Genomic DNA, 15,847 nt, shown 5'->3' on the forward strand with positions numbered 1-15,847 from the left:
CTTACAGTCCGGCTGCCGCGGACAATGCTAGTTCGATCGCACGACCGACGTTATCGCGTGCTTTCTCCGGAAGCTCCTCAGTGTCGGTCTCACCTTTCTGGGTGCCGCGAACGAGATTGCCATCGACAGTACAGATTGCGCCCGCTCGGAGTCCCTTCCGACGGGCGAGGGTGAACAGCGCTGCTGCTTCCATCTCTACGGAGAGTAGCCCGGCTTTCTCCCACGCACGCACGTACTCGTCGGTTTCGGCGTAAAACGCGTCGTCGGTCGCGATCGGCCCGACGTGAACGGTCTCATCGTTTCGGTTTGCCGCGTCGATCAGTGCTGACACCACATCGAAATCCGCCACCGCCGGGATCGTTGCCGATTCATAGCGCTTCGTTGTGCCTTCGTCTTTGGCTGCGGCTGATGCCACGATCATGTCACCGATCTCGATGTCGGACTGCAACGCGCCAGTGGTCCCGACGCGGATGAACGTCTCGACGCCGACGGCAGCGAGTTCCTCGACGGCAATCGTCGCGGACGGTGCACCGATGCCGGTCGAGCAGATGGTGAGATCCCGGCCCTCATACACGGCGTTGACGAGCTTGTATTCGCGGTTTTCCGCGATCGTTTCTGCGCTGTCACACTGTTCAGCGATGCGATCGACTCGCCCAGGATCGCCCGGCACGAGCGCGATATCTGCTGTTTCGCCCGGTTCGACAAGCAGGTGTGGCTGCTTTCGTCCGCTCATATGCCCTCTTTGCGGGCTGGGACAAACGTTTGCCGGATCTGGTTTTTCTCCGGTGACGGGCGTCGAGACGTTCTGACCGTCACAGGTTCGACTTGGCTGTCGACTCCTGAACTGATTCAATCGCGTCCCACGACAGTTCCGGACGAGTGCCGCTCGACCGGGCGGCGATCGCCCCACACGCATTGCCGACCGTGAGCGGCCGGTGGTATCCCGCGTCGGATTCGGAAAGATACGCGTAGATGAAACCGGCGGCGAAGGCGTCACCGGCTCCTGTCGTATCGACTGCATCGATGTCGTATCCTGAATGGTGAGCCGTTCCGTCTGGCGTGTGTGCGTCCGCTCCCCCCTCTCCGTGCTTTCTGACGACGATACATTCTTCTGGACCGTCGATCATCTCGGATTCACGGCGGTTCAGAAACACGATATCAGCGAGTTCCAGCGTTCGATCGTACGATCGCCCGGTGCACCGGCGGCCGGGATCAAAACTCACGCTGAGACCGTTCCGTGTGGCGATATCAGCCAGTTTACCAGCGGTATCCGGATCTTGACCAGTCAGATGGAGGTGGTCGGCAGCCCGGATGTACGATTCAGAAACGGTGTCGGGATCGATCGCTTCGTTTACGCCATCGGTGCCGAGAACGAACGCCTCACCGTCCGGTGCGACGACGAGGTATTTCACGGCCGTCTGACCCTCCACGACCTGTAGCTCCGTGGTATCAACACCGCTTTCCTGTAGTTCCGAGCAAGCTGATCGACCGTTAGCGTCGGTTCCAACGCTTCCGATGATCCCGGTTGAGACGCCGAGTTGTGTCAGCGCTACAGCCGTGTTCGCTGCACTCCCCCCACCCCCACTGTGGCGTTCGTGGATTCGTGCCTCGCTGTCTGCCGTCGGGAGGTGTCCGACGTGGAGCGTGACATCCCAGTTGGCGTGCCCGGCACAGATAACGCGCATTATCGCATCGTACATCCGACCGACCCAAAAACGTCTCCGCTTCGAACGCACCGTTACCCGACAATGGTGAACAGAACCACGTTGTGAACGCCCGGTCCTAGACCGACAGCGGCGATGGCAGCGAGCAGTAGGTTTCCTTCGGACGGCTCTTCTCGGACGTAATCGGCAAGCAGACCGACGATCACCACTGCGAGGAACACTTTCACGACGACGAACAACCCTACGCCACCGATATCGATCAGGAGCTGGGAAAGCGGTGTCTGCTCACCGAAGCCCAGAAACGCCAGTCCAACGGCGGTCGAGAGGCCATCGAGTGCGTGGCCGAATATGACGAGCAGCCCGGCCCGGCCGGTTTCGTCGATAACTGTCGGAAGGAATGACCGGAACAGGAGCCAGCCGCCTCCGGCGATCGCGGTGGCTCCCGCGACGGCGACGCCCGGCCAGAACACGTGGACCGGTGGTGACCGGACAGCTGCAACGGCTGCGATGGCAAACACGCCGACGGCCACCACAGTTCCCGTGATGAGCACCACACCGGGCGTGCTATCGATTGCGAATCGATCGGGGTGGCGGTCGCCAACCACGGCAACGATCGTTCCCACGACGGCGAACGTCGTGAGATACACCGTCGGAGCGCTCGCAAATGGTGCAACCACCGCCGGGATCGCTCTGGCCTGTTCGAGTGCGTACAGTCCGGCACCGACCCCCATCCACGGTGCAAGTCCGACGACGATCTGTTCCGTGATTCTCTGTGCCCGTCGGTAGAGCACGCCCACGATCACGAGACTCACGAGGAGGATTCCGACCAGATACGGCAGCGGCGGGAGTACGAACCCTTCGGGTAGCAGTTGCATTGAGCGGACTGTTCGACGCCGGCGGCAAAGCCCTACCGACATCTGACGACCACCGACGAACGTATTTCACTCCGTGTGTATCTCCCCGTATGGACGATTTTCCCGGTCACGTCGATCACACGGTCCTCGGTGTGGACACGACGGCGGCAGACGCCGAGCGAGTTGTTCGAGACGCCGAACGGTACGGAATGAACGCCTGCATTCCGCCCTGCTACGTTCCCACTGTCGAAACGGATGTTGTGTTAACGACGGTCATCGGATTCCCCCACGGTCAACACACGCCGGAAACCAAGCGCAACGAAGCCCAACAAGCCTACAGCAACGGCTGTGACGAACTCGATATGGTCATCAACGTTGGCCAACTCAAAGCAGGTGCAGATACGGCCGTTAGTGATGACATTGAGACGGTTGTCGATGCCGTTCCGATCCCGGTGAAGGTAATCATCGAAACGGCGGTGCTCAACTCCGAGGAGAAACACCGTGCTTGTGAGCTTGCGGCTGCTGCGGGTGCGGATTTCGTGAAAACGTCGACCGGTTTCGCCAGTGGGGGTGCGGCCGTCGATGATGTTGCGCTCATGAGCGAGTATCTCCCTGTGAAAGCGAGTGGTGGGATCGGTTCCTACGACCAAGCGAAAGCACTCCTTGAAGCCGGTGCCGAACGCATCGGTGCCTCAAGCGGCGTTCAGCTCGTTGAAGAGTATCGGGCGGCCAATGACCTGACGTGAGAATATAAGACAGTCGCAGCCGAGTATCGATGCATGAAGATCTACACGGGCCGTGGTGATGAGGGCCAGACTGATCTCCGAAACATGTCTCGCGTCTCGAAGACGAACCCGCGAATCGAAGCCTACGGCACCGTGGATGAGGCCAACGCGCTCGTCGGCGTCATCGTGCCGTCCGGCCACGACGATGTGGACGAACGGCTTCAAGAGATCCAAAACCATCTCCACATCGTGCAGGCTGACTTTGCCGATCCCGACGAAGACAGTGACAGCCCGCGACTCGATGACCCGCACGTCGACCGCCTCGAAACGTGGATCGACGACTGCGACGAGGAACTCGATCCCCTAGAGTCGTTCGTCCTCCCCGGTGGCAGTGCGACCGGCGCGAAACTCCATCACGCGCGGGCTGTCGTCCGCCGCGCAGAACGCCGGGCTGTCGCGCTTGCGACGAACGAACCTGTGAACGAAACAGCGATCACGTATCTCAACCGCCTTTCCGACGCGCTGTTCGTCTTCGCGCGAGTCGTAAACGAACGCGAAGGTGTCACTGAAGAGTCGCCAACGTATTGATAGGAACAGAGACGTGCTGTCGGTAGAAAGGACAGCTAACCGACAGCACTTTCGCCCACTGTCGTTTTCGAACCGATGCGTACAGTTCGGCTCACCTCCGAGCCGTATTCTTTAGGTGTGCCTAAAAGACTGTAAACGTTTTGGTTGTGTAAACGACGCAGTTCAGATAGTCAATACCGTAACCGTTCTTGGGGAACCGAGAGATGACCGGTCGTATGGCAAGCGCAACTCCGCTTTCGGAGCCGATGGTCCTCGCCCACACCAAAGACCACCTCTTTTCTGATTCCACAGAGTCGAACACGTACGCCGTCGTCGACACGCAATTTGCAGTGGATGAGTGGCTTTCCGGTCGGCACATTCCGTCGGCTGTCCGTGAACGATTAGCTCCCTTTAACCGCGTCGAACTGGGTTCTGGATTTCCGGATCTCATTGGTGTCTGCTCGCTCGGGCCGGAACTGCTTGCGGTTGAGCGTTTCGGTGAGCGATCGCCGCTGATCGCTGTCGAGGCAAAAGGGGACACCGACGCTGCAACGGCAGCTGTCGAATCAGGCATCATTCAGGCGTACGACCGTCTCCACCAAGCCAACGCCGCGTACGTCACAGCGCCGGTCGACGCCGTGTCCCAGACCGACCGGGCGCTCGCCCGAGAACTCAACGTCGGTGTCCTCGGTGTCGATCCCGGCGGGACCGTCACGCCGCTCGAAGTTCCTCGTGTTGTCGGAAATCGCACGTCCGACGACGCGACTGCGATCCGGTTTCAGGCGACTGCACACGGCGTCGCTGGCAAATCGTTTACTCTCAACCACCCGAAAAATTACCTCGGATATCCGCTCGCGCTGTATCATTCCGATGACACCGCTGCCGTCTTCTCCGAGTACGTCATCAACGCCGTCGAAAGCGCCCGCAGGGGGGCAGCCTTTCTCGGTCTTGTCAAGGAACGCCCGAGCGGTGTCGTTCTCACACCACTCGGAGAGGAGGTGATCCGGTTTGCTTTCCGTCGGTATGAATCTGTTACCGCTGCGCTGGCGTCGTTCAAGGCGTGGAACGGGTCGAGACGCCGGTTCTGTGAACTCGCTCCTGAATGGGGATTGCTGACGAGACGGGTCGTATGGGCGTACCCGGCAACACAACTCCTCGTCACGGAACTCCAGACGATGCACGACGACGGATTCACGACGCCGTCGCTTGTCGACCTCGTTGAGTGGTTACACGTTACCCATCCGACGTTCACTGTGGAGCTGTTCCTCCGTGGCACGGAGGACGTTCGCCGTCGCGTGCTTGATGTGAACGGTGACCTTCGTTCTGCTGTGCTCAAAGAGGGAGAGGTTTTCCACTCTCCGACCGTCTTTCAGTTGAAAGCGATCCTCTACCACGCAGGAATCCTTACTGAACGAGGAGCCGAACCTCACCGCCTTGAACCGGTGAACGACGTGTGGAAACTGCGAGAGCCGCTGGACACGACGCTCGAATAATTACGCGCGAGAGAAGCGAGCGCATGGGTTGGGGCGGATTTGAATCTCAGTCGTTCCGCACGCTCCACTCCCTGATTCAAATCAGCCAACTCAGTACAGTCGCTCACGTTCGTTCGCGCCAGAATATGGGTTAGGGCGGATTTGAACCGCCGACTTCCTCCGTGTGAAGGAGGTATCATAACCAGCCTAGATCACCAACCCACAATCGGTAGAAACAAGCGCGGTAACTTAAGGATTCCTTTCGACTTCGCGGCCCGTCCTGATGTGGTTCACATCCGGGCTTGTGCTCGGTGGTACATTCGTTTTGCCCGCCCTCGGTACGTTTCGAATTCCGCTTTCAGTCGCTCGCCCCGTGTGCGTTCGGATTCCGTTTCGACCGATCTCATTCTGAGTCGGGTACGGAGATCCTTTTCGAGAGGCGAAACTGTCTCCGTCACTCCGAGTCGACCCTCTTGGCCGGCTCGCTTGAGGTAGTACCACGCGTCTTTGAAATGCCTATTCATACCGCATAGTAGTCGGTGAGTGGATAAAGTGCTTTTGGCAGTTTGGAGTGGCGATGGGCTCGATCCCTCGCTCGGGACGTGTGAGTCGTGTTGAGTGGCGTTGGATCGAGTATCCGGGCGGATTTGTTTCAGCGTCCCGTCCGTTTGTGGTATTCGTCTCTCGCCTCAGTGATCGCGGCGGCGACGATCGCGAGCATGTCGAACATGTCTAGCTCTCGCTGCCCATCGGTTAGCGATTTCGTTGCGCTACCGGTGTCGCCGGTCGTGCTCTCCTCTGTGACCGTCTCCGTCTTCACCGCTTTGTGCTCCTCTTTCCCTGTGGGTTCTTCTCCTGCCTCATCCGTCTGGGTGTCATCTCCCCGGAACCGCAACAGGATGGTCACACCAACGATCGCCACCAGAGCGATCGTCAGCTTGCGCTTGATCCCAGCACCGTCCTTTGTACCGACGAGTACCGTGTCAAATAGTGTCGAGCGTATTGTCATAGGTCGATGTGTACGTCTTCTCGCTTCACCCCTGTATAGTTATTTGATTCTCGGTCCCCGAACTGTGCTAATTTGATAGGAAGTTCCGAACTCCGATTCCGGCGTTCAGTCGGGAGCGGACACGACGAGATGGTCTCCGGTGTGGTGTGTCAAAGCTCGACTCATCACAGCGAAAGACAGACCGCAATGCTGCTTTCTCCGACTCGGAGGACGTTAGTCAGAACAGTCGGAAGGAGTGCCCCCGCGAGTGAGAACAGCGGATTCATAATTTCAGGGGTCTGACGACCTGCTCGGCCGAGTGTCACCATTGATCGGACGAGGAACTTGGTGAAAAAGACGATCGTCGTAAGCTGTAACACTGTTGCTATCACTGGTGCGATCCCGAGACCCATCCACCCGCCGGCACAGAACACCCGTCCGACCACACTGAGTCCGAGATCGTGCGCCCCGACGAGAATGATCCACAGTGGCCCGATGAGTCCGACGATCACGATTACTGATATGCGAAGGTCTTCTCGCCCGGATTGGGTCATAAGTCGTATGAGGCAGTTCCACCACCACACAACCGTGCGGGTCACGCGACGGCACCCACCTCTCACCCGTCCGGCCGACGATGACACTAATTCAGGAACACGATCTGAAATCCGCCCCATGTGGTAATTATCACGCTGGACGGGGGGCAAAAAAGTATTGGATGGATATTTATATTTATTGAATATATTTGTTCATCCGTGATACATGGTTCCCTCGGTCGGACGATCACGTTGGTGAGTATCGCATGAGTGAAGTTCCTGTACAGTGTAAGTGATAATACTAATCAGTGTTTCAAAGAAAGATAAAATGATGGATCTTTCCTCTCTACTGTTGTTTGTTGTACCATCCACTTTGACAACTGTTACTAACCAGACGGCCATCAGGAGGTCACAATGAGCGCAAACTGGAGCGATCGGAAGGTGATACGTTTGGGAGTTGGACTCGTGTTGTGTTCTGTTGTTGTCATCATCGGACAGGGCATTTTTGATACGCTCATCGATCAGTTCGCTGTCTCTACAGCGGCCAAAAGCGCGGTTGTTGCTGTAATCTCTGTACTGCTGCTCATCATCTTTTATTTTTACATTATACGAACGTTGTGGAATGATCGGCTCCGGAAGCGAGCCTACGAGTTACAGGAACGCTCAACGCCGGAAGCGGGGGCGGAAGCGATTTCACTGCTCGGTCGGCGTGATCGGCGCGTGCGAACTGTTGCCGCCGCAGTCGTTGCCAACGGCTGTCGCGTTGCCCCCGGCAAGGTCGTAAAGCAGTCTTCGAAGGATGTCGAGACGATCGTTGTGCGACTGGTTCGTCGCCTCACCGACTCAGTGCACGACGTTCGTGCTAACGCGGCTGTATCGGTGAAGTTTTTCGCACGCGATTATCCTGAGACCGTGATCGAACACGCCGATCCCATCCGGAATACTCTCACCGCTTCCGATTCGTCGGTACAAACTGACGCTGCCCTCGCGGTTGGCAACCTCATTGCGGCGTTTCCGGACCGCGCTGACGAGTTCAGAGAGCCGCTATCCGAACTGTGTTCCGATGAGGATCCAGAGGTTCGTGCGGCCGCGTGCGTCGCGTTCGGATACGTCCCCGGAGCAAATCCCGCCGATCTCAACGAACTGTCCGACGATCCCAGTCCGCTCGTCACGGAAGCGGTTGCTGTGGCACAGGCGATGTCGAACGGTGATCCACACGCCGCGAGCCAACTCTTTGCCGGCGTAGCCACCGGTCGTTCTACCACACAAGCGGATCTCGTTGAGGACTCGCCAGATCTGGATTTCGACGACGTAGCCGGGATGGAGTCGCTCAAAGAGACGTTACGACGACAGATCATCGAGCCGTTTTCGGGTAACGACGTGTACGAAAAGTACGGCGTGGCAGCGAACAGCGGTGTGCTTTTTCATGGACCGCCTGGAACTGGAAAAACCCACATCTCGAAGTGTCTTGCCGGTGAGATTGGGTGTCAGTACGTCAGTATCGACGGTGGGAGCATCGATCAACAACGGGGTGATCTGATGACACAACTGTTCGAAGACGCGCGACGGAATCAGCCGTGTCTCGTGTTCATCGACGAGATCGACGCGATCGCTGCCGATCGATCAGGGATCCATCAGCGTCCGGAAGACACGAAACTGGTTTCCCAACTGCTCAGTGAGCTATCGACCATCGGCAACGAAGACGATATCGTCGTGATCGGTGCAACGAATGATCCCGATCGCATGGACGACGCAATGCTTCGAACAGGCCGGTTCGACTCGAAGATCCACGTTCCCCCACCCGACGCCGAGGCCCGTGTCGCTATCTTCGATCAGCATATGGACGCCCCGATCGACGCGATCGATCTCGGTCAGTTCAAACGCAAGACAGAGGGGTTCGTGGCGTCGGACATGGTTGAGATCGCCCGGCGAGCGAGCGTCAAAGCAGCAACCAGAGAGCAGGAAACCGGTCGTGAGAGTGTCGTCACCGAGTCGGATCTGTTCGATGCTATCGAGGAGATCACATCTCAACAGGGAATGACTGGGTCGTACGTCCAGCGATCCCCGGACATGGACTTCTCGGATGTGGTCGGTGCAGACGAGTTGAAAGCACGGCTTCGACGAACTATCATCGACCCCCTCACACAGCCAGAATTTCACGAAGAGTACGGTTTGAGCGTGGAAAACGGCGTTCTGCTGCACGGTCCCCCCGGTACAGGAAAGACCTACGTTTCGCAATGTCTTGCTGGTGAACTCGACTGTTCGTTCATCAGTGTCAAAGCGAACGATCTCGTCAGCAAATGGATCGGTGAAGGAGCGAAAAACGTCGGATCGATGTTTGAGGAAGCCCGACAGAATCAGCCGTGTCTCGTGTTCATCGACGAGATCGACGCCCTGGCCACCGACCGGAGCGCGCACCAATCCAAAAGTGAACGCCAGATGGTCAACCAGTTCCTCGCTGAACTATCCCAACTCAACGACGACAACGAGGACGTTGTGGTGATCGGAACGACCAACAAAGTGGACGATATCGATTCAGCGATGCTGCGCACCGGTCGGTTCAGCGAACTGATTGAAGTTCCCCCACCGGACGCGGACAGCCGAACCGCGCTGTTCGATGCCTCCCTTACGGCCCCGACTGACGGCCTCTCGCTCGACCAGATCGGCGCCATGACTGAGGGATTCGTCGCGAGCGACATCGAACACGCTGCCGAACTGGCCGCCCGGAAGGCGATGCGACGCGCGAAAACCGAAACCGGACCAGAAGAAGTCACACAACAGGACGTGATCGAATCGATCAACGAGATCCAAGCGAGCTTGGACAAGCGGTGAATCCCGCTCTTGCGGGCGTGTCGAGTGGGTGGGTATCACACCGACATCGAACCGGTCTGTGAGTCGCTTTGAAGCTCACCATGGGTCCGCTACGAATCGGTAGCTCGATCCGCTGGTTCGATGTGGAGCGCTCAACGGCCGTACTGGTCGTGGTGATTTCGTTCCTGGAATTCCAGGAACAACCGTGGTCTGAACTGTTTAGTTATGATGCTGATTCGCTATCTTCAGGTTCGACCACTTCGGGGTCGGCCATTGCGCCTTGAAGGCTTCGAAGGCCAGTGATCCAATCGGCCACTGGGCCGTACTCGATCTCTTCGCCAGCGTCGGGCGGGAGTTCTTCTCCGGCGATGATGGCAGACCCCGCTTGCGCACAGTAGCCGAGTGCTGTTTCGAATTCCTCTTGGGCTTCTGCGTCGCGCGCGGCGTGAATACATTGTTCCACGTCCGTTTCGGTTTCGTCGTCGACGACGTATTCTTCTGCGGCATAAAACACACAGACGAGTGCCGTCTGCACGGCGTTCACCAACATCAGTGTGTTTTCTTCATCGAGTTCGAGATCCGTGAGTACAATCTCGCGCACATCAGCGAGTTCTGATAATGCCGTCTCCTCGTCGAGCATTTCGTCGTCGTAATCGGAGACGATCTTTGCGATCGCAATGACTGTGTCGTCCTGGAAATTTTGGAGGAGACGCCCCGATTCTTCGTCTTCGAGGTCGATCTCTTCTGCTGTCAACCGGTCGATCCAGTTCTGCCAACGCTCTTCGGTGTAATACTCACCCTCGGGAGCACTCATATCTCGATACAACAGCCAGTCGATGATATGCCTTTCTCACTCACCGTCGGTTTTTGGACAAACATCAAGACGGGGTAGCTATCTCACTCAAGCGTCTCGATTGTATCGATGTCGTACACGCGGTGGGGTGTCTCGACGTGGGCAATTTCGAGGGCGGTCTCGTAGCCCTGATCGCGGAGCCATGCAGTTCTGCGCGGCACGGTTTTCGGTCCCAGTACAGCTCCCGGTCGTTCGGGATCATCGATGAAATCCGTCTCCATCATGAACGGCTCGCCCGCCTCGGCTGCCCGAAGTAACTCCTCTTTATCAGCAAGGACGCTGGGCGTCGGACCGGTTATCCGTCCCTCAGCATAGTGTTTTACCACGCGGTGACGAGCCATTCCGGCGTCGGCTGCCCACTGTGTGACTTCGGTGAACTCTTCTCCACCTTCAGTGTGGAGTTGGACGGCACAGTCGTGAGTGGCTCCAAGTGCGAACGCGTGTTGCATCACCGCGTTCGAAGCACTCCAGACGGCGTCGTCAACTTCGTAGTGTGGCCGTCCTGATTTGAGCGCGAGCGCGTCGCCTGAGGCAACGTATTCAGCGGCCACATCGAGTCCCGTCTGCATGAGATCGCGCGCCTCCTCGGGCGTGAATCCCCTGTCTATGAGCTGTGAAATCAACGTTGGGTGAACGCCAAGCACCGCCCACGCACGGCCCGGCAGCACCGCCGATGACCGGCGCGTCACGTCGAGGGTGTGTTCGAATCCCGCGCGAAAATCGTCCGCGTCCGAGACATCATTTCCGTAGTGCCACGACGGTTTGTTCAACACGAGCAGATGCGTCCCACCCACGGCAGTGAACGCTTCGGCCGCGGCGACACCACGGCCGTTCACCGGATCAAGGTGGAGATGATCGTCAAGTATCGGTGTCGATGGCGTCTCACTCATGGTTTAAGTGGCTCTGTATCCTGCGGAGAAAAACCCGTCGTCACTCAAGCGTGATCGCAGTGTGAGCCGCGTTCTGTAATCCGTCCGAGCGTCCGTACTCTCCGGGCGCAACGGCGAGCGTCCGTACTCCTTCTCTCGCCGCCGTCTCAAGAACGGGCTTGAAATCCATATCTCGAGACACGATCGCTAACGTATCGAACTCGTCACGAGCAGCCGCTGCGGCGGCGTCGACCGCGAGTTTCACGTCGACATCCCCACTCGTCACGACGATCTCGAATCCGCGGGCCTCGGCGGCTTGGATCAGTTCAGGTGTCGCGTGCTCGTCAACATACAACCGTGTCACGACCGCCTGCCCGTGCTCTCGTGTCGCTGATCGCACGTCGTCGAGATCAACGTCGAATTCCGACCGGAGCACGTTCGGCCCATCCACGAACACCCCAATCCGAGATTTACCGGAAAATCGGTTATAAAGCCTCTCCATGTCTATTGCAGGCGCTCATGCCTGAAAGTCGTTACTAGAACACGGTTCCCTGCCACCACGGCTGTTCGACCACGGTTCGTGTTAATCGGTTATCAGGTAATGGCCGTATAACAGGAAATTGTGTGGTGATATAGTAAGCTTTAACGTATTATTGCTAATTCTGTTAACCAGAATATGATGGGCCGTTCGGGGCTTGACCGACGAATGTTCCTTCGATTGAGTGGAGCCGCCGGCTTGGGGGGGTTTTCGGGCGTTGCTTCAGCAACACCCGGCCGTGATCCGGGACCGAAGCCGACTGAGTGGATCGTCGGCGTCGGCGTTGGACGGAATCGTCCACAGCAGGAAGTCGACTCGTATCTCCCGAGTTCGGCGAGTGTCGTCCACGAGAACGACACGATCGGCTACGCTGCCGTCGAACTACCTGGGGACGAGGAAATCACTACCCAGACGCACCAGGCGCTGTCTGAGGCGATCTCGGACTCTGGTCCGGTTAAATACGTGGAAAAAAACGAGACGTACCACGCCCAGTTCCTGCCGAACGATCCTCGCTACGAGGATCAGTACGCTGCGGAGGCAGTCAGTGCACCCACGGCGTGGGAAGAAACGCTCGGAAGTTCCGACGTGACGATCGCCCTGGTTGATCAAGGCGTTCAGTACGACCATCCAGATCTGGAACCAAACATGGCGTCGTCTCCCGGCCGGGACTTCGTCGACGGTGACAACGATCCGTACCCAGAAGATCCTTCGAATGAACCCCACGGAACACACGTGGCGGGAATCGCGGGAGCGAACACGGACAACGACCAGGGCGTCTCTGGTATCAGTGACTCGACCCTGTTGTCTGCCCGCGTGTTGAATCAGGGCGGTTGGGGATCCGTGTCCGACATCGCTGACGGCATCGAATGGGCGGTTGATCAAGGGGCAGACATCATCAATCTCTCGCTCGGTGGAGGTGGTCGTTCCCAGACGATGCAAAACGCCGTCACATACGCCAGTTCCAACGGTGCCTTCGTCGTTGTCGCTGCCGGTAACAGTGGAAGCGGCGAGACGACCTACCCCGCAGCCTACGACGAGTGTGTCGCCGTGTCCGCGCTGGACCCAGACGAATCACTAGCCTCCTATTCGAACTACGGCGACGCGATCGAACTGACTGCTCCCGGGACGAACGTCGTCTCAACGTGGACTGAGGATGGCTACAACTCCGCTTCCGGAACGTCGATGGCGACACCGGTGGTTTCAGGAGTTGCAGCGCTCACTCTCGCCCAATACGACCTGACGAACGAAGAGCTACGAACTCATCTCAGAAACACCGCCGTCGACACCGGACTTCCGGAAACGAAACAGGGTGTCGGTCGAGTCGACGCCGGTGCGGCAATCACGACGCAACCCGGTGAAACGGACGGATCCGATTCCACTCCTGAATCGGATACGCAGCCGGATCCTGCCGACTCTGAGACGGGTTCGGGTCGGAACACGGACGGTGGTGGTTCCGGTATCGAGTCGACGACGACCGACGTGAGTGGTGCTGTTTCGGACTCCAAACCGCAAAACTACTTCTCCTATGGGTGGGGGTACGATTCGCCGAGCAAAGTCGTGATTACCCTTACCGGACCGTCGGATGCCGATCTCGATCTGTACGTGATCGATGGGCGCGACATCCTTCCGACCGGCGGCCGACACGACTACTCCGGACAGTCGAGCAACAGTCATGAACGTATCACGATAGAACCGCCGAAAGCGATCGCTCCTCTATACGCAACTGTCGACTCCTTTAGTGGTGTCGGGGAGTTCACGTTGTCGTTCGAAGAATTCGCGTAACGACTCCCGTGACACCGTTTATTCTTCGGATTCTGTGTCTGTGCTGAGCTCAGGAGGCAGAATCGGATCTTTCGGTGTAGTTGGTTGTGACGGTGTCGCTTCTGTCGTTGTCGTCTGAGTGGAGGTCGGTTCAGGGGTTGATGTCGGCGTGGATGACGTTTCGGTAGTGGTCGTAGTGGTTGTTGTTGTCTCCGTCGGAGTGGCTGGCGTTTCGGACGTAGTCGTAGTGGTCGTTGTCTCCGTCGGAGTGCTCGGTGCTTGGGGAGTGGTCGATGGGGCTGTAGTGGGGACGGTTGGGTTCGAAACGGATGTCGTGGTATCCACTGGTTCCTCGGTGGCCGGATCTGGCTGCGATTCTGTCTGTTCTGGTGATGGTGTTGATGGTTCTGGTGTCGACGTATCGTTGAGACTGAGTGGCGATGGAAAGCCTCCAAGAACCGCGATGAGGATGCCGACAGCGAACAACCCGATCCCAGCAAGTACCAATCCTCCCTGTACGAGGCGCTGTTTCCCGGTTGACTGATCCCCACCCCGAGATGACCGCCTGTCTCGGTCACGTCGTGACCGTGACCGTCGATTATCGCGATTTCCCATGTGCTACTTAGTAGGGGGATGCTTAATTATTTTAACTCATCAGAATTTGAGTAATATTGGGAGAAATGACACTGTAGTATTAATATGTCTCCTTTCGGAGACACGAGCACGCTACCAACGGGTTACCGGGTGTAACTGGTATAGCGATGGCACATAGGGCCCGATATCCCGTTTCGACCCGTGCAGTCAGAACGCCTCTACTGGAGGCGCAGTTTCTCCTAGTAGGTACACCTCCTTAGTTATCTTCCCCATAAGTGTTTAGATATCGTCAGTAAATAATACTATTACTCTCACCCAGAACAGCGACACAGCTGTTTTTACGCAGCCATGGGTACCAAATAATTGTAACAGGTGCCGTCGATAGTCCCACTGAGCTCCGTTACCCAGAACACACGGTGTTCGAGAATTTGATGATCATGTTTTCGAGCGCACTGCCTTGATCAGTGTCGAAGATACCTCGTCCGTGTCCGTCGGTCGGGAGTTTCTCGATCCGTTTCGGATTGGGTGCTTGCTGGTGCATCATGCTGGTGGCTTGGACGTATCGTTTCTTGTCGTTCTTGCCGACAACGAACAGGAGCCGACCGGAGAGTTCGGGTGCGTAGCTCACTGCATCACCCACTGAGATGATGGCTGAGCCGTCGATACTCGTTCCGGAGAGCGTGTTTGCTCTCACGATAGCGCTGGCTCCAGAGCTTGCACCAACGGCAACAACTGTTTTTGCGCTCTGTTTTTCCCGGAGATACGAGACGGCACCGGCGACCGTCTTGGCTTTTGTGACGCCACGACTGCTGGCGTCTAGCGACACTGTCAGCGCGGTGTGGCCTTCCCCTGCAACCGTGCTTGCTTGGGGTTCCCAGGCGGCTCTGTCGGATTCATCTCCTGGAACGAAAAGGACCGCGCAGGAACCGCTTCCGTACAGCGTTCCTTTCACCGTTCGGTCATCGTTCGTCGAAAATGAGACCTCCTTGCCACTCGATTGTGTCGTCGTTTCCGTGGTTGTCGATTCGGTTGTGGTTGGCTCAGCTGTCGTCGGTTCTGTGGTCGATTCTGTCGTCTCCGTCGACGGTGGTGTGGTTCGCGTCGCCGGGGCCGTCGATTCCGGCTCGGTCGTTGTCGTGTTCTCAGCCGGGCTTTTGTCTTCTGTACAGCCAGCAAGGCTGCCAGTAGCAGCCAATCCACAGAACAGCTTCATGGTCTGTCGTCTGCTAATTGAGTGGTCCATCGTCTATCCCTACTGTGTGATCCGTCGATATTACTATCCGCCACATAAATCTGATTACAACTGTTTTTCAACGATTGAAACAGTTGTCACTCTTGAACGTTCCTCACTGGACCCACGGCGGTACAACGATCGATATGTGTATATGATATATGAGTTATCTATCTTGCCGCTCTTCCACACATCAGCGAGCCATTAGATGGTCTATAATAATGTGTGTAAGTGGTATAGTAACAGTACGCCAAATACCGACATTGCTATGCCCTCATACCACCTTCTTCGAGATGACTTACTTGACCGGATGATCGTTGGTTCTCGATGTCGATGGGATTTGCCGCTCCGTCGAAGCGAACCGATAAAGAAAACCACCCGGCTCAC

At 57.3% G+C, this 15,847-nt stretch carries 16 protein-coding genes and 1 tRNA gene; 5 read left to right on the forward strand and 12 right to left on the reverse strand.

The window, feature by feature from the left end; genetic code table 11:
• Position 1 precedes the first annotated feature (1 nt).
• The 3 genes from EIK79_RS09655 to EIK79_RS09665 all read right to left on the reverse strand — a co-directional run bounded on the left by EIK79_RS09655 (position 2) and on the right by EIK79_RS09665 (position 2,539).
• Positions 2 to 733 (reverse strand): nucleoside phosphorylase, encoded by a 732-nt coding sequence (locus EIK79_RS09655; RefSeq protein WP_124954908.1) that lies wholly within the window; start codon positions 731 to 733, stop codon positions 2 to 4.
• Between the two features lie 79 nt (positions 734 to 812).
• Complete coding sequence (locus EIK79_RS09660; RefSeq protein WP_368276757.1) at positions 813 to 1,685, reverse strand: PfkB family carbohydrate kinase; 873 nt, start codon at positions 1,683 to 1,685, stop codon at positions 813 to 815.
• Between the two features lie 53 nt (positions 1,686 to 1,738).
• Positions 1,739 to 2,539, reverse strand: coding sequence for a DUF63 family protein (locus EIK79_RS09665; protein ID WP_185715579.1), 801 nt, complete (start codon positions 2,537 to 2,539; stop codon positions 1,739 to 1,741).
• 89 nt (positions 2,540 to 2,628) lie between these two features.
• Here EIK79_RS09665 and deoC point away from each other — a divergent pair, with 89 nt between their 5' ends.
• The 3 genes from deoC to EIK79_RS09680 all read left to right on the forward strand — a co-directional run bounded on the left by deoC (position 2,629) and on the right by EIK79_RS09680 (position 5,303).
• The gene (gene deoC / locus EIK79_RS09670) at positions 2,629 to 3,264 is read left to right on the forward strand and encodes a deoxyribose-phosphate aldolase (protein ID WP_124954910.1); all 636 of its coding nucleotides are present in this window, start codon (positions 2,629 to 2,631) and stop codon (positions 3,262 to 3,264) included.
• Between the two features lie 33 nt (positions 3,265 to 3,297).
• Positions 3,298 to 3,831 carry a cob(I)yrinic acid a,c-diamide adenosyltransferase gene (locus EIK79_RS09675; protein ID WP_124954911.1) on the forward strand — a complete coding sequence of 178 codons (534 nt, stop codon included), beginning with the start codon at positions 3,298 to 3,300 and terminating at the stop codon, positions 3,829 to 3,831.
• Between the two features lie 215 nt (positions 3,832 to 4,046).
• Entirely contained in the window at positions 4,047 to 5,303 is a 1,257-nt protein-coding gene (locus EIK79_RS09680) for a hypothetical protein (RefSeq protein ID WP_124954912.1), read from the forward strand.
• A gap of 126 nt (positions 5,304 to 5,429) precedes the next feature.
• Here EIK79_RS09680 and EIK79_RS09685 read toward each other — a convergent pair.
• The 4 genes from EIK79_RS09685 to EIK79_RS09700 all read right to left on the reverse strand — a co-directional run bounded on the left by EIK79_RS09685 (position 5,430) and on the right by EIK79_RS09700 (position 6,824).
• A tRNA-Val gene (locus EIK79_RS09685) sits at positions 5,430 to 5,504 on the reverse strand.
• A gap of 68 nt (positions 5,505 to 5,572) precedes the next feature.
• Positions 5,573 to 5,806 carry a hypothetical protein gene (locus EIK79_RS09690; protein ID WP_124954913.1) on the reverse strand — a complete coding sequence of 78 codons (234 nt, stop codon included), beginning with the start codon at positions 5,804 to 5,806 and terminating at the stop codon, positions 5,573 to 5,575.
• Between the two features lie 128 nt (positions 5,807 to 5,934).
• A complete protein-coding gene (locus tag EIK79_RS09695) occupies positions 5,935 to 6,291 on the reverse strand; it encodes a hypothetical protein (RefSeq protein ID WP_124954914.1) in 357 nt (118 codons plus the stop codon).
• A gap of 164 nt (positions 6,292 to 6,455) precedes the next feature.
• Positions 6,456 to 6,824 (reverse strand): hypothetical protein, encoded by a 369-nt coding sequence (locus EIK79_RS09700; RefSeq protein WP_124954915.1) that lies wholly within the window; start codon positions 6,822 to 6,824, stop codon positions 6,456 to 6,458.
• Between the two features lie 393 nt (positions 6,825 to 7,217).
• On the opposite strand from EIK79_RS09700, the gene EIK79_RS09705 reads away from it, so the two are divergent.
• Positions 7,218 to 9,635 carry an AAA family ATPase gene (locus tag EIK79_RS09705; protein WP_124954916.1) on the forward strand — a complete coding sequence of 806 codons (2,418 nt, stop codon included), beginning with the start codon at positions 7,218 to 7,220 and terminating at the stop codon, positions 9,633 to 9,635.
• 202 nt (positions 9,636 to 9,837) lie between these two features.
• Here the strand turns inward: EIK79_RS09705 and EIK79_RS09710 are convergent, their stop codons facing one another.
• The 3 genes from EIK79_RS09710 to EIK79_RS09720 form a co-directional block, all read right to left on the reverse strand.
• Positions 9,838 to 10,428 (reverse strand): DUF2150 family protein, encoded by a 591-nt coding sequence (locus EIK79_RS09710; protein WP_124954917.1) that lies wholly within the window; start codon positions 10,426 to 10,428, stop codon positions 9,838 to 9,840.
• A gap of 83 nt (positions 10,429 to 10,511) precedes the next feature.
• Positions 10,512 to 11,357 carry a TatD family hydrolase gene (locus EIK79_RS09715; protein ID WP_124954918.1) on the reverse strand — a complete coding sequence of 282 codons (846 nt, stop codon included), beginning with the start codon at positions 11,355 to 11,357 and terminating at the stop codon, positions 10,512 to 10,514.
• A 40-nt stretch (positions 11,358 to 11,397) separates the two neighbouring features.
• Positions 11,398 to 11,838 (reverse strand): NYN domain-containing protein, encoded by a 441-nt coding sequence (locus tag EIK79_RS09720; RefSeq protein ID WP_124954919.1) that lies wholly within the window; start codon positions 11,836 to 11,838, stop codon positions 11,398 to 11,400.
• Between the two features lie 174 nt (positions 11,839 to 12,012).
• Here EIK79_RS09720 and EIK79_RS09725 point away from each other — a divergent pair, with 174 nt between their 5' ends.
• Positions 12,013 to 13,656 (forward strand): S8 family peptidase, encoded by a 1,644-nt coding sequence (locus EIK79_RS09725; protein ID WP_124954920.1) that lies wholly within the window; start codon positions 12,013 to 12,015, stop codon positions 13,654 to 13,656.
• An 18-nt stretch (positions 13,657 to 13,674) separates the two neighbouring features.
• Here EIK79_RS09725 and EIK79_RS09730 read toward each other — a convergent pair whose 3' ends face one another.
• Both EIK79_RS09730 and EIK79_RS09735 read right to left on the reverse strand, forming a co-directional pair.
• On the reverse strand, positions 13,675 to 14,250 hold the full coding sequence (locus EIK79_RS09730) for a hypothetical protein (protein ID WP_124954921.1): 576 nt from the start codon (positions 14,248 to 14,250) through the stop codon (positions 13,675 to 13,677).
• Between the two features lie 379 nt (positions 14,251 to 14,629).
• The gene (locus tag EIK79_RS09735) at positions 14,630 to 15,472 is read right to left on the reverse strand and encodes an alpha/beta hydrolase (RefSeq protein WP_185715580.1); all 843 of its coding nucleotides are present in this window, start codon (positions 15,470 to 15,472) and stop codon (positions 14,630 to 14,632) included.
• Between the last annotated feature and the right edge of the window lie 375 nt (positions 15,473 to 15,847).

Source organism: Halocatena pleomorpha (assembly GCF_003862495.1).
Taxonomy (GTDB): domain Archaea; phylum Halobacteriota; class Halobacteria; order Halobacteriales; family Haloarculaceae; genus Halocatena; species Halocatena pleomorpha.

Excerpts from the sequence above, each read along its gene's own strand:
- EIK79_RS09655 (WP_124954908.1), bottom strand. The coding sequence starts at position 733 with ATGAGCGGACGAAAGCAGCCACACCTGCTTGTCGAACCGGGCGAAACA.
- EIK79_RS09660 (WP_368276757.1), bottom strand. The coding sequence starts at position 1,685 with ATGCGCGTTATCTGTGCCGGGCACGCCAACTGGGATGTCACGCTCCAC.
- EIK79_RS09665 (WP_185715579.1), bottom strand. The coding sequence starts at position 2,539 with ATGCAACTGCTACCCGAAGGGTTCGTACTCCCGCCGCTGCCGTATCTG.
- deoC (WP_124954910.1), top strand. The coding sequence starts at position 2,629 with ATGGACGATTTTCCCGGTCACGTCGATCACACGGTCCTCGGTGTGGAC.
- EIK79_RS09675 (WP_124954911.1), top strand. The coding sequence starts at position 3,298 with ATGAAGATCTACACGGGCCGTGGTGATGAGGGCCAGACTGATCTCCGA.
- EIK79_RS09680 (WP_124954912.1), top strand. The coding sequence starts at position 4,047 with ATGGCAAGCGCAACTCCGCTTTCGGAGCCGATGGTCCTCGCCCACACC.
- EIK79_RS09690 (WP_124954913.1), bottom strand. The coding sequence starts at position 5,806 with ATGAATAGGCATTTCAAAGACGCGTGGTACTACCTCAAGCGAGCCGGC.
- EIK79_RS09695 (WP_124954914.1), bottom strand. The coding sequence starts at position 6,291 with ATGACAATACGCTCGACACTATTTGACACGGTACTCGTCGGTACAAAG.
- EIK79_RS09700 (WP_124954915.1), bottom strand. The coding sequence starts at position 6,824 with ATGACCCAATCCGGGCGAGAAGACCTTCGCATATCAGTAATCGTGATC.
- EIK79_RS09705 (WP_124954916.1), top strand. The coding sequence starts at position 7,218 with ATGAGCGCAAACTGGAGCGATCGGAAGGTGATACGTTTGGGAGTTGGA.
- EIK79_RS09710 (WP_124954917.1), bottom strand. The coding sequence starts at position 10,428 with ATGAGTGCTCCCGAGGGTGAGTATTACACCGAAGAGCGTTGGCAGAAC.
- EIK79_RS09715 (WP_124954918.1), bottom strand. The coding sequence starts at position 11,357 with ATGAGTGAGACGCCATCGACACCGATACTTGACGATCATCTCCACCTT.
- EIK79_RS09720 (WP_124954919.1), bottom strand. The coding sequence starts at position 11,838 with ATGGAGAGGCTTTATAACCGATTTTCCGGTAAATCTCGGATTGGGGTG.
- EIK79_RS09725 (WP_124954920.1), top strand. The coding sequence starts at position 12,013 with ATGATGGGCCGTTCGGGGCTTGACCGACGAATGTTCCTTCGATTGAGT.
- EIK79_RS09730 (WP_124954921.1), bottom strand. The coding sequence starts at position 14,250 with ATGGGAAATCGCGATAATCGACGGTCACGGTCACGACGTGACCGAGAC.
- EIK79_RS09735 (WP_185715580.1), bottom strand. The coding sequence starts at position 15,472 with ATGGACCACTCAATTAGCAGACGACAGACCATGAAGCTGTTCTGTGGA.